Here is a 13,093-nt window from a genome sequence, read left to right on the forward strand (position 1 = left end):
ACTTTCACTTCAACACTTTTTTATTTTAAAAACAACATTTATATTGGAGTCATCTACAAACACGTGACGCATTGGACGATTTATCTTCAGGATTGATTTATATGTCATCGCAAGCAAAGAAACACCCTTTATTAAAAAAAATCACAAAAGGTCTCACCGTGGGTACAGTCATCACTGGCAGTACATTTTTTCACGGCCCTCCTGTGTTGGCTTTGGGCTTAACCAAACTGTTAAAGCAGTCACGTAAGGTCGATGAAACCAATATTCAAATTACCAACAGTTGGCTCAGTGTAAACAACTGGCTGATTGATCATGTATTACCCAACACCCAATGGGATATCAGCATTGATGAAGATTTGCAACTGAGCATGCAAGGTCGTTATCTCATGACCTGTAACCATCAAAGTTGGGTCGATACCACAGTAAATCAGTATTTTGGCTTAACCCGTATGCCATTGACCCGCTTTTTTACCAAGTGGGAACTGATCTTTATTCCCTTTGTAGGACAAGCCTTTAAAATTTTAGGCTTCCCAATGATGAAGCGTCACAGCAAAGCACAAATTGCCAAAAAACCTGAGCTGAAAGACCGCGATATGGAAGAAGCGCGTAAAGCCTGCCAACAGTTATTAAGTCAGCCCTTTACCCTGCTGAATTATTTAGAAGGCACACGCTTTACCCAAGAAAAACATGATCAACAACAATCGCCTTATCAACATTTATTAAAGCCAAAAGCTGGTGGTTTAGCTTTGGCATTGAATATTTTGGGTGATCAAATTGATGCCTTGGTAGATATGACCATTGTGTACCCAGATGGCGTGCCGGGCTATAGCGAGTTTTGGTTAGGTGAGGTGCCGCGCATTGCGGTGAATTTACGCAAAATTAATATTCCAGATTGGGTGTTGGGCGGCAATTACGAAGATGATGCTGAATATCGTGAGCGTTTTCAGCAATGGGTGCATGAACTGTGGCTGGAAAAAGATCAATTGATTGAAAGCATGCAACAAAAACTTGCAGCTCCGACTGCATAACCATTCAGGTACGCCATGAAAAAGTCTGAAGAACCTGTCATCAAATCCTCTTTTCATCCCCTGCGTAAAGATTCATGGGGATGGAAAATTGCCTTGGCTTATGACTTGTTTTTGATGGGTTTAATCATCTTTAACTTGTTCTGTTTAAGTGCCAATGCCATTTTAATGAGTGATTTTGGCGAATGGTTGTTCGATTTTATTCGTCTACCTGAAATTTTACAGTTTTATCGAACAGAATTGCGCCCTTGGGTGGTGATTACCGAAGGCTGGTTTACCACGTTTTTAATTGTAGAGTTGGGCGTGCGTTGGGGTATTGCAATTATTTTCAAACATCATCAGCGTTGGTGGTTTTTCCCGTTTATTCACTGGTATGAAATTCTTGCAATTATTCCGCAATTGCGTTTTTTACGTTTATTACGTGCCATCGCGATTGGTTACAACCTGCATAGCCATGGCTATAAAGTCATTCCAGACAGTTGGTATAAACGCGGCAACTTTTACTACAACTTGCTAATGGAAGAACTGAGTAGCCGTGTGGTGCTCACGGTACTTAATGGTGTGCAACGTGAATTGACCACCAGTACCACTCACAAACAATTTATTGATGATTTGGTCGAGCATCATCGTCAATTACTCGCGATTGCCCTAGCCGATATTTTGCAGGAATCCTTAGGCAAAGAATTACAAATGCAGCGTCACATGATTGCGAAAAATGTCGGGTTGGTGGTGAATCAAGCCATTGAAGATACGCCTGAACTGACGCAATTGCTGCGCCTGATTCCATTGGTCGGTGGACGTATTGAACAGCAAATTCAAAGTATCGGACAGCGATTGGGTGAAAATATCACCCAAGGTTTAATTGAACCTTTTGCACAGCAGAATCAACAAGTACAAAATCCAACTTATCAAATGATTGCTGAAAAAATTAGTCAGATTGAGATTGAACATAATCAGCATATTGATAAATTAGTGGAATCGGCAATATTTGAAAGTTTAGAAGCAATTCGCAAACAAGTAAAAGTTAAACAATGGCAACAAATTTTAAATGAAGGACAACAACACGATATTTCATAAAGGTCTTTCGATAATTTCAGCTAAAACAATGTGAAATATTTTTAGTAACTGAACTAGAGAATTCACCCAATTTGTTCTAGGATTTGCTCTATTTATAAGATGACTTCAACAACCAGCAAAGTTAGAAGTGTTAAGGAATTATTATGGCTGACATACGGATAAAAGGCAGATTGGTCAATGCGATTCGCATTAGCTTAGACACCAATGATCATGATGCGATCCGCCAGCAACTAAGCCCAATGTTGCAAAAATCATTTCCACCAGGGGTTTTGGTGGTCATTGAAAGTTCAGTCGAACAAGAATTGATTGCGCTAATTCAATTGCTAATTAGCCTAGAAGCACAGCCAATTGCTGTGACTGAAGGCATTATGGCAGATCAGGCACGTGCTATTCAGTTCCCTGTCATCCCGCAAGACCGTCCCTTGCAGGAAGTGAAAGCCACCAAAGAACAAGTGGTTGAAGTAAAACCTGAACCTGCGGCAGAACAGCAACAGACGGAAAATCAAGTTGCTGAAACTGCACCTGCTGTAGCGCATATTACGTCTTATCACGATGAAATTTTGCGTACAGGTCAATGCTTGGTACAACATCAGGGCGACATTATTTTAACCGCAGGCATCAACAGCGGTTCTGAAGTGATTGCTTCAGGAAATATACATATTTATGGTAGTGTACGTGGTAGAGTCATTGCCGGCGCGGGCGGGAATATTGCGGCACGAATTTTCTGTCATTCCCTAGAAGCAGAATTGGTATCTATTGCAGGCACGTATTGCGTGGCGGACGATATTCCTCAGCATGTGACTAAAAAACCTGTGCATATTTACTTAAATGATAACCAAGAGCTTGTATTTGAAGCTCTACAATTTTAATGTATAAATAATCACCAAAAATCCCCGAAAAAATATAGGGGAATTTAAACCATAACAGGAGTGGATTCGGTGGCGAAAATTGTTGTCGTAACATCAGGCAAAGGTGGCGTAGGTAAAACCACTACAAGTGCATCTTTTGCAACAGGTTTAGCCCTACGTGGTCACAAAACTGTTGTTATCGATTTTGACGTGGGTTTACGTAACCTTGACTTAATTATGGGTTGTGAACGTCGCGTTGTTTATGATTTTGTGAATGTATTAAATAATGAAGCGCGTTTACAACAAGCATTAATTCGCGATAAAGATATCGAAAACCTTTATATTCTTCCAGCTTCACAAACCCGTGATAAAGATGCCCTCACCGATGAAGGTGTGGCACGTATTATGGATGAGTTGGCACAAGAGTTTGATTACATTATTTGCGACTCACCTGCAGGGATTGAGCGCGGTGCCATTCTTGCAATGTACCATGCCGATGAAGCGATTATTGTGACTAACCCTGAAATTTCTTCAGTACGTGACTCTGACCGTATTATTGGTATGCTTGACAGCAAAACCAAAAAAGTAGAACAAAATGAAGGTCGTGTGCGTAAGCACTTGTGTATTACACGTTACAACCCAGAACGTGCCGATAAACAAGAAATGCTGACCATTGACGACATTTCTAAAGATATTTTACGTGTACCAACTTTAGGCGTGATTCCTGAATGTAAGAGCGTACTTCAAGCATCTAACGAAGGTAAACCTGTCATTCTGTATAGCGATGCTGCTGCAGGTCAGGCGTATGATGACTTAGTTGCACGTTTCTTGGGTGAAGAACGTCCGTTTCGTCATATTGAAACAAAACCGAAAGGTTGGTTAGCACGGTTATTTGGAGCGTAGACATGGCAGGATTTTGGAGCAAATTATTTAGCGGTGAAGATAAGCCATCTAGCGCACAAACAGCAAAAGATCGCTTAAAAGTGATTGTTGCTTCTGAACAAGGTCTAGGTAAACGCTTAAGCCAAGACAAAATTGATCAGATGAAAAAAGAAATCATGCAAGTGGTAAATCGCTACGTGCGTGGTGTCGATGAACAACATATTCAAATGTCTGTGCGTTCAGAAGCCAATATTGAAATGTTGGAAATGAATATCAATTTGCCTGAAGAGCGATAATCTGAATACTGATTAGTCAAGCAAATTGAATCAGGGCAGAATATGAGACTGGAATAGCAAAGCACTGCTTTGCCCAGTCGCAAGACGAGAAGCTGTGCTTCGAGTGGACTGGATGTACAAAGTTTACTTTGCCGTCGCAAGACGAGAAGCTATGCTTCGAGATAAAGTGTACTAAAACACTTTTCCGCTTGTGAACTCATATTTTGCCTTTTTTATTTATAGAACAATACCTGGAGATTGCCATGGCATTATCTCAACCTGCGACCTTTAACGAAGCATGGTCGGATGAACGTGTATTTGCCTATTTGAATCAACTTCCACCTGCAGGTGTGAATGCAGATTTTCACGTACTCTATCACGCATTTAAACACATGCGTCCAAGCGACTATGAACGTCTATTGACACAATTTGTTGCCGATGGTCGCGATGTCAATGCCACTAATCCTGAAGGTCAGCGTATTCACGATGTGATTGCTGAATTTCCACGTCAAAAAGATGGTTTTTTAGCAGTTTTAGCCAAGTTTGCTTAAACTGTTTAAACACAATCTCTGGCTAAATTCAGCCAAAAAGATTGAGTGTAAAAAGAAAAAATCCCGCAATTGAATTGCGGGATTTTTTTATAGCACTACTTGATTCAAAATCAAACAGAAAGTGAAAGCTTTACACTAAAATTTCACGTTTCCCATTTGCTCCTTGCTCGCTCACAATGCCTTGCTCTTGCATCTGATCGACAATACGTGCAGCACGGTTATAGCCCAAGCTAAATTTGCGCTGTAAAGATGAGGTCGACACTTTACGTGTTTCCAAAACAAATGCTACACACTGATCATACAACACATCACGGTCTGGACTGCCTTCACCATCTTCAAAACCACGTGAAGATGGTTCTTCATCAAATGGCGTCAAGATTTCATCGACATAGTCAGGATCGCCACGCTCACGCCACGCATCACAAATACGGTTGACTTCATCATCCGAAATAAATGCGCCATGCACACGTTCTGGCTCAATTTTACCCGGCCCTAAAAATAGCATATCACCATGACCAAGCAGGTCTTCTGCACCGCCCGCATCCAAGATAGTACGTGAGTCAATTTTCGAGTTCACACGCAAAGCTACACGGGTTGGAATGTTGGCTTTAATTAGACCTGTGATCACATCCACCGATGGACGCTGAGTTGCTAAGAGTAAGTGAATCCCTGCTGCACGTGATTTTTGTGCCAAACGGGTAATCATTTCTTCCGCTTTCTTGCCCACTTGCATGATCATGTCGGCAAACTCATCTGCCACAATCACAATAGATGGCAATGGTGTTAAACGCGGTGCACGTTCTTGCGTTGCTGAATCTCCCGGCTTCCAAGTTGGATCAATTAAATCTTCACCATTGGCAATAGATTCTTCAACCTTACGGTTATAGTCGCTTAATTTACGAATTTTCAGGAAAGACATTAGCTTATAACGACGTTCCATTTCATTGACACACCAATTTAAAGCGCTGACGGCATCTTTCATATCAGTCACTACAGGCGTCAATAAGTGTGGAATATCGTTATAGTTGGCGAGTTCCAATTGTTTCGGGTCAATCAAAATTAAGCGTAATTGATCAGGCTTGTATTTCAGCAACATCGACAAAATCATCGAGTTCACTGCCACTGATTTACCTGAACCCGTTGTCCCTGCTACGAGCATGTGTGGTGCTTTGCCCAATTCAGTAATCACAGGATTGCCTGAAATGTCTTTCCCCATCGCCATAGATAAAATGCCGTTTGGATCTTCAAAAGCAGGCGTTTGTAATAACTCAATCAAACGTACCATTTCACGTGAACTATTCGGTACTTCAATGCCAATATACGGTTTGCCTGGAATCACTTCGACCACACGTACCGATGCCATCGACATTGAACGCGCCAAGTCACGAGAAATATTGGTTACTTTTGAAGCTTTGACCCCAGGTGCCAAATCCAGCTCAAAACGGGTCACGACAGGACCAGGCTGTGCTTCAACCACTTTGGCTTTGACATTAAATTCCTGTAATTTAATTTCCAGCAATTCCGACAAGCGCGATAATTGTTCTGCGGTGAAGTTCACTTTTTTGTTTGGATCGACTTTATCAAGCAAATCCAAACCCGGTAATGGCGATAAATCACGACGTTTTTCTGCAACCTGCATGGCGCGTGACATCGGACGACCATGTGCATCGGTCAGCGGCGCATCAAAATCAAAGTCATCTTCGTCTAGTGGTTTGCCTGCGGTTTCCTGCCAAGCTTCGATAAATGCTTCTTTGGATAACGCCACTTTTTCTGCTTGTTCAGCCTGTGTAGCAGTCGCTGCGTTTGCCATCACTGCGGCAGTGGCTGCCGTCTGAATAGGTGCCTGAACAAAAGCAGAACTTTGTGCATAGCTACTGGTACTACGCGCTACAGGCGCTTGATCTTGAAATGCATCTTGCTGTAACTCATCACCCAAAAGATCATCCACCAACAAGTCATCTAAACTGTCTAAATCATGCTGCAAATGGCGCTCTTGGCGTACAGCATGATTTTGCGTATTCGAAGCACTTGACGATGGCGGGTTAAAATCTGACTCAAATCTGCTGAGATCATCGTTAAAATTGTGAGCCGTAGGATTCGAGTGCGGATGCACTGTTTCTTGCTGGGTCACAGACTCATCTAAAGTATCCATTGCCCCGCTGTTTTGGAATGGGCTGTGTAAATCACTTGCAGCTTTGCCTTGCGGAACTGCTGCGAGCAATTCATCAAAAATTTGATCATCATCCCAATCTAACGAAGATTTTGCAGTGGCTTGAGATGCCGTAGATGCAGGACGCACTTCATCAAAAGGATTCGATTGTAGATGTGGCTCTGGTTCTTCAGAAGCACGTAATAATGCATGAATGTCTTGGTTATGCTGACTGTCGGTATTTTCTTGTAAAGCACGCCACACTTCGCCTGTCGCAACAATACGCTGGCTGTCTTGTTCTAAGCGATGCGCCTTTTCGATGGTTTTTTCTAACTCAACATCATCAATTTCATCTTGCACCAATAGCTGTTGCTGCGCCTGTTGCTCTTCTTCTTCACGTTGCTGCATGTGATTAAACATACGCTCTGCCGCAGGATGTGGCGCAGTTGTTTCAGCTTCTTTCGCCTGTGCAACCACGGGTTCACTTGCTGCTTCTAAATCAGTTGATGCCACTTCAACAGCAACCACAGGTGCAGCAGCGACAACGGTCTTTTTCACCTGTGGTGTAGAACGGTCAAAGTCAGATTCTGCTTCAGGTACATTGCGATAGAACAAATCTTGCAGATAAGCAGGTGTAGCTTTTAAAGTTGCCCACGTTCTGTTCCACTTCACCCCAAATGCGAGGGTAAATAAGAAAATCCAAAAGACGACTAAAAAAAGTGTTGCTCCATAAATGGTTAAAATTTGCGATAAACTTTTCCCAAGTTCAAAACCAATGATGCCGCCTGAGGCATTGTCTAACGTATCGGCAGGTACTTGCCAAAATAAATACAGCAAACTTGCTGTTGCCAATAAAATGAAGAATTGTGCAGCATAACGAAATGGACGGTTTAAAAAACTACGTGGCCACCAGACTTGTAAGGCTTCAATAAAAAAATAAGCAGGAAGAAGCAGACTCGCCCAACCTAAAAAGCCAAACAGTAAATCGGCAATCCACGCACCTGCGATTCCACTCGCATTTGAAACCTGTTGGGTGTCACTGGAAATGTGCATCCAACCTGGGTCAAATGGAGTATAGGTCACCGTTGCAAGGAACAGATATATTCCAAAAGAGACCAAAAATAATGTCGCTATTAAGCGATGTGCATAAGCACCCGACACCGCAGTCATATATTGTCCTGTCGCCAATTCTTCATCAATGTTTTTTGTTTGTTCGATGGTCTTAAAAAGCCACCTGATTCGGAGCGTCTGTATTTCATTTAGCTGTGTCATTTAAGTTGCATTTCACGATGCAAGCTTCACCACACAGCAAGCTATAAATTATAACAGACCTTCTATTATGCATGTGTTGCCTAGAAAAAGATGCAAGATTATTGAAGTGTGTTGTTAACTTTTTCTATATAGCTCAAATCGATTTACATGATCAGTAATATCAACTTTAATCACACAGCAAACTCATCCTGTTTCACGTATAATTCCATAAATTTCTAAATAAAAAAAGGATGCTGTGCATGAGCGCTCGTCACTCACGTTTAATTATTTTAGGTTCAGGCCCTGCAGGTTATAGTGCCGCAGTATATGCTGCACGTGCCAACTTAAAACCGACTTTAATTGCAGGCTTACAATTGGGTGGTCAGCTCACCACAACTACGGAAGTTGATAACTGGCCAGGTGATCCTGAAGGTTTAACAGGCCCAGCGTTAATGGAACGTATGCAAGCTCATGCGGAACGCTTTGGCACAGAAATCGTGTATGATCATATCAATGAAGTAAACCTGAATGTGCGCCCATTTGTACTGAAAGGTGATATGGAAGAATTTACCTGTGATGCTTTAATCATTTGCACAGGTGCGACTGCACAATATTTAGGTTTAGAATCTGAAGCAGCATTTATGGGTCAAGGCGTAAGTGCTTGTGCTACCTGTGATGGTTTCTTCTACAAAAACCAAAAAGTGATGGTCGTTGGCGGTGGTAACACGGCTGTTGAAGAAGCATTATACCTGTCTAACATTGCATCACACGTGACATTGGTGCATCGTCGTGATTCACTTCGCTCTGAAAAAATCTTGCAAGATCATTTATTTGCCAAAGAAAAAGAAGGCAAAATCAGTATTCTTTGGAATAACCAAGTTGATGAAGTCTTGGGCGACAACACAGGCGTAACTTCAGTACGTTTAAAATCAACCACTGATGGCTCTACTCAAGATGTTGATGTGTCTGGCTTATTCATTGCAATTGGTCACAAACCAAATACAGGCATGTTCGAAGGTCAATTGAACTTGCGTGATGGTTATATCCAAGTACAAAGCGGCACTGCAGGCAATGCGACACAAACTTCTGTGGCTGGCGTATTTGCTGCGGGTGATGTAGCCGATTCCATTTATCGCCAAGCGATTACTTCTGCAGGTTCAGGCTGTATGGCAGCACTGGATGCAGAAAAATATTTAGATGCACTTGGTGAATAATTTAGTGTCCAAGTTTAAAGACCGCTCTCCTTGAGCGGTTTTTTATCACGACATTTTTAGGTATGATGAAATCAAGTTCATCGTAAAACTTCATACGGCAATTGATATGCACACGCTCCCGGCTTCACAATTCATTTTCCCCGATCCCATTGAAGTTGATCCTGAAGGTGAAGGCTTGATTTGTGTAGGTGCAGACCTTTCCCCTTCAACCTTATATGAAGCCTATACACATGGCTTATTTCCATGGTTTTCAGAAGGTGATCCTATTTGTTGGTGGAGTCCTGAGCCACGTTGCGTGATTATTCCGCAACATTATCAGCCGAGTAAGTCTTTAATCCGCAACATGAAAAAAATGGATTATCGCATTACTGTCAATCATGCCTTTGAACAGGTAATTCGCAATTGTGCCTTGCCCCGTAGCTATGCCAATGAAACTTGGATTTCTGAAGAGATCATTCAAGGTTACAGTCAGCTTTTTGCAGCAGGTTATGGCTATAGTGTAGAAGTTTGGGATCAAGATCTTTTGGTCGGTGGTTTATATGGGGTCAGCATTGGTAAAGGCTGTTTTGGCGAGTCCATGTTTAGCCATCGTACCGATGTCTCCAAAATGGCATTTTATAGTTTGATGCTGCTCGGACAAGAACAACAATTGCCTTGGATTGACTGCCAATTGATCAATGACCATTTAATCAGTCTCGGAGCATGTACACTTTCTCGCCAAGACTATCTTAAATCGTTACAAGATGTTGTAAAACAACCTGCAATCAATTGGAAAAAATATCAGGACAGTGTATTTTCAAGTAAAACAATAGCGCAGTATGCGCGCCTACTTGAATGACAATAACAGAGAGGGATCTTGAAAATGAATTCATATCACCCAAAATCCCTGCTAAATGATTTGCAGTATTACATTACCCCGCCGCACGATTGCAGCTATTTACCTGAAAAATCTGCGCGGATGGTTTTTTTAGACCCTGCACATAAAATTGATGTGCTGACTTTGTCTGAACTCTCTCGGGTCGGTTTTCGTCGCAGTGGCGATTTTGTCTATCGTCCTGAATGCCATTTGTGCCGCCAATGCCTTTCTTCGCGTATTCCTGTCGCTGAATTTAAAATGAACAGCACCCAAAAAAAAGCTTGGAAACGCAATCACGATTTACAAATCAAAATCACCAAGCCACAAGATGCAGGTGATTTGCATTATGCGCTGTATGAACGCTATATCAATGAACGACATGCCGATGGCGATATGTTCCCTGCCAGCCGTGACCAATTTGAAAAATTTTTAATCCACAGTTGTACCAGCAGCTTCTTTTTAGAAGTTTGGCAAGCAGATCGCCTAATTGCGGTATCGACCTGTGATTATTTAGATGATGGTATTTCTGCGGTCTATACCTTTTTTGACCCAGACGAAAGTCGTCGCTCACTCGGAACATTTGCGGTATTAAAACAAATTGAACAGGCACAGCATTTGGGACTGCAATATGTTTACTTAGGCTATTGGGTACCACATTCCAATAAAATGAATTATAAATCGCAATATGGGCCCCTTGAGCTACTACTCGATGGTCAATGGCGACGCATTAACCGCAGCCTAAATACCGATGAGGTGCAGCAATTGGGAAACTCCTTAATGACCACGCTGCCCTTAGGCTGGAATAACTCCATCATCAAATAAAAATGTAATGATGCAATACTATTTTTGCATCGATCAGATTTACTTAAACAAACTGGCAAAATCATCGCTACAAGATTTCACCATAATAATGGCATGCTCCCGTGTGCCATCCGTTTTAGGATAATAATTTTTACGTAAATCAATTTGATGAAAACCTGACTTTTCATACAGGGCTATCGCAGCTAAATTACTTTCACGTACTTCTAAAAAAATCTGCACAGGTTGGTTTTTCAAACCTGCAATAGAATGTTCTAGCAGTTGATAACCTAAACCTTTGCCTTGCTGACTTGGATGCACCGCCATCAACAACAAATTTGCTTCATCCAACACAGGTTGCAAAATACAAAAACCCACCACTTTCCCTGCATGTTCAATCACGGTACTGTGATAACTCTCTACCGCTTCGGCAAATTGTTTGGCACTCCACGGATGACTTTGTACCAAATTTTCAATCGCAACCACATCGGCGACATCATGGGCTTGCATTAAACGAATCATAAGAAATGATCTTGTGCTGTTCTAAGATGTAGGCATTATAGATTTCACGACAAAAAAATCGAGCAAAAAAAAAGGCAACTTACGTTGCCTGACCAAAGGGAAAAGTTTAAAAGCCTAATTTAGCTTTCCAAGTATTTAATAATGTTGTGGTATCAAAATCGTTAGGATGAAAATTCGGTTTGAAATAGAACAACATTTCTTTGCCCATGCCGGTAATAATCCCTTTAGATGGACTATAGGCATAACGATAAATCATGCGTAAATTTTCCAAATTCAACTGCTCGTCTTGTTTTAGTAAACGCAACAAAAAATAGTTTTGTACAAAAAATAAAGTCAGCATCGAAATAACCAAAGAACTTGTACGTAGTGCATAGGCTTTCAGACCTTTGCCAAACACACCTTCAAATACATCATACGCAACAGCTTTATGTTCGTTTTCTTCAATCGCATGCCACAACCACATAGTTTTCATGGTGTCATCAGTCATCAATTCTTGAATATGTGAATTGGTTAATAATTGCGAGGCAATCGTTGCTGTGAAATGTTCTAGTGCAGTAGTTGCTGTTAAATCTACCATTTCCTGAGTAATGCCAATCTGTTTAGCCAACTTTGCCATAAATTTGCGTGTAGTTTGAATCACAGTATCTGTATGACGATCCAAAGTATCAACATCATGCCCAAATTTCTGTGCAGAGGCATTAAAACCGACATGCTCATGCGTGTGCATGGCTTCTTGTCCAATGAAGGCACTGATTTCTTTCTGTAAATCTACATTGTCTTTCAGCATTGGGTGATAACGCACAGCACGTACACTGTCTATAAAGAACTTCTCACCTGCAGGAAATAACGCAGATAATGCAGTCATAAAATGCGTTAGACCTGCATTACCACTCATCCAATATTCAGGTACAGCATCAAAGTTGAAATTCATTCGACGGACAGGAAAACTCGCCCCTGCACGTTCACTAATACTCACTTTAGCATTCATGTTGCTCACTCCTGAGGTTACAACAATGAAGTCATTCATTTCCTGTAACCCGCTATATTTTTTATTTTTCGGTATGAGTTCATATTACGGTTTTCTGTGCGGTATTTAAGTGCAGTTAAGGACAGTGAGTTGTCAGTTCAGGACATGAAGAATAAAAAATAATGATAAGTGAAATTATTTTTTGTGACGCAAGAGTAAAAAATAGACAATGAAATTATTTTTACGACGCAAGAGTAAAAAAATAGACGATGATTTTTTATGACGTAAGAGCAAGAATAATTAGACAGCAAAATTATTTTTATGATGTAAGAGAAAAAAAGGCAACTAAACCGCAGCAAAAGAATGTTCATAAAATGGTTTTAGATTGATTCAAGGTTTAAAGAACAGCTATTTCATCCATCAATACAGTAGGACAAGCTTTCATCCATCTGGAAACTAGCACACAAAATACAGCCATAAAAAAAGCGCCCCAAATGGAGCGCTTTTTCACACTATAAAGTGATTATGCTGTTACTTTAGCAACAACACCAGCACCTACAGTACGACCACCTTCACGGATCGCAAAACGTAGACCTGGGTCCATTGCGATTGGGTGGATTAATTCTACTGACATTTCAACGTTGTCACCTGGCATTACCATTTCAACGCCTTCTTTCA

The 13,093-nt window shown here is 41.3% G+C and carries 12 protein-coding genes and 1 pseudogene; 9 read left to right on the forward strand and 4 right to left on the reverse strand.

Going from position 1 to position 13,093, the window contains the following annotated elements; genetic code table 11:
* The first annotated feature begins 101 nt into the window (after positions 1-101).
* The 6 genes from FTT91_RS11500 (at position 102) to FTT91_RS11525 (ending at position 4,658) form a co-directional block, all read left to right on the forward strand.
* Complete coding sequence (locus FTT91_RS11500) at positions 102-1,028, forward strand: acyltransferase (RefSeq protein ID WP_104852413.1); 927 nt, start codon at positions 102-104, stop codon at positions 1,026-1,028.
* A 15-nt stretch (positions 1,029-1,043) separates the two neighbouring features.
* Positions 1,044-2,102 carry a preprotein translocase subunit SecA gene (locus FTT91_RS11505; RefSeq protein ID WP_131261721.1) on the forward strand — a complete coding sequence of 353 codons (1,059 nt, stop codon included), beginning with the start codon at positions 1,044-1,046 and terminating at the stop codon, positions 2,100-2,102.
* 143 nt (positions 2,103-2,245) lie between these two features.
* Positions 2,246-2,971, forward strand: a complete 726-nt coding sequence (minC, locus tag FTT91_RS11510) for a septum site-determining protein MinC (protein WP_096902696.1) — start codon at positions 2,246-2,248, stop codon at positions 2,969-2,971.
* Between the two features lie 69 nt (positions 2,972-3,040).
* Positions 3,041-3,853: a septum site-determining protein MinD gene (gene minD / locus FTT91_RS11515; protein ID WP_096902697.1), complete on the forward strand. Its 813-nt coding sequence runs from the start codon at positions 3,041-3,043 to the stop codon at positions 3,851-3,853.
* A gap of 2 nt (positions 3,854-3,855) precedes the next feature.
* Complete coding sequence (minE, locus tag FTT91_RS11520; protein ID WP_096902698.1) at positions 3,856-4,128, forward strand: cell division topological specificity factor MinE; 273 nt, start codon at positions 3,856-3,858, stop codon at positions 4,126-4,128.
* 242 nt (positions 4,129-4,370) lie between these two features.
* Positions 4,371-4,658: a PA4642 family protein gene (locus tag FTT91_RS11525; RefSeq protein WP_004975291.1), complete on the forward strand. Its 288-nt coding sequence runs from the start codon at positions 4,371-4,373 to the stop codon at positions 4,656-4,658.
* Between the two features lie 130 nt (positions 4,659-4,788).
* Here FTT91_RS11525 and FTT91_RS11530 read toward each other — a convergent pair whose 3' ends face one another.
* Positions 4,789-7,977 (reverse strand): DNA translocase FtsK, encoded by a 3,189-nt coding sequence (locus FTT91_RS11530; protein ID WP_104853253.1) that lies wholly within the window; start codon positions 7,975-7,977, stop codon positions 4,789-4,791.
* Between the two features lie 341 nt (positions 7,978-8,318).
* On the opposite strand from FTT91_RS11530, the gene trxB reads away from it, so the two are divergent.
* The 3 genes from trxB to FTT91_RS11545 all read left to right on the forward strand — a co-directional run bounded on the left by trxB (position 8,319) and on the right by FTT91_RS11545 (position 10,950).
* A complete protein-coding gene (gene trxB, locus FTT91_RS11535; RefSeq protein WP_070154293.1) occupies positions 8,319-9,272 on the forward strand; it encodes a thioredoxin-disulfide reductase in 954 nt (317 codons plus the stop codon).
* A 106-nt stretch (positions 9,273-9,378) separates the two neighbouring features.
* Positions 9,379-10,110: a leucyl/phenylalanyl-tRNA--protein transferase gene (aat, locus tag FTT91_RS11540; RefSeq protein WP_180169480.1), complete on the forward strand. Its 732-nt coding sequence runs from the start codon at positions 9,379-9,381 to the stop codon at positions 10,108-10,110.
* Positions 10,111-10,134: 24 nt separating this feature from the next.
* Positions 10,135-10,950 carry an arginyltransferase gene (locus tag FTT91_RS11545; protein ID WP_178866996.1) on the forward strand — a complete coding sequence of 272 codons (816 nt, stop codon included), beginning with the start codon at positions 10,135-10,137 and terminating at the stop codon, positions 10,948-10,950.
* A gap of 39 nt (positions 10,951-10,989) precedes the next feature.
* Here FTT91_RS11545 and rimI read toward each other — a convergent pair whose 3' ends face one another.
* From rimI to FTT91_RS11560, 3 genes and pseudogenes are all read right to left on the reverse strand, one after another.
* Positions 10,990-11,448, reverse strand: coding sequence for a ribosomal protein S18-alanine N-acetyltransferase (gene rimI / locus FTT91_RS11550; RefSeq protein ID WP_180169481.1), 459 nt, complete (start codon positions 11,446-11,448; stop codon positions 10,990-10,992).
* Positions 11,449-11,554: 106 nt separating this feature from the next.
* Positions 11,555-12,436 (reverse strand): metal-dependent hydrolase, encoded by an 882-nt coding sequence (locus FTT91_RS11555; RefSeq protein WP_180169482.1) that lies wholly within the window; start codon positions 12,434-12,436, stop codon positions 11,555-11,557.
* A 502-nt stretch (positions 12,437-12,938) separates the two neighbouring features.
* Positions 12,939-13,093: pseudogene (locus tag FTT91_RS11560) on the reverse strand (elongation factor Tu); the annotation flags it as partial.

Source organism: Acinetobacter sp. YH12021 (assembly GCF_013420145.1).
GTDB classification, from domain to species: Bacteria; Pseudomonadota; Gammaproteobacteria; order Pseudomonadales; family Moraxellaceae; genus Acinetobacter; species Acinetobacter towneri.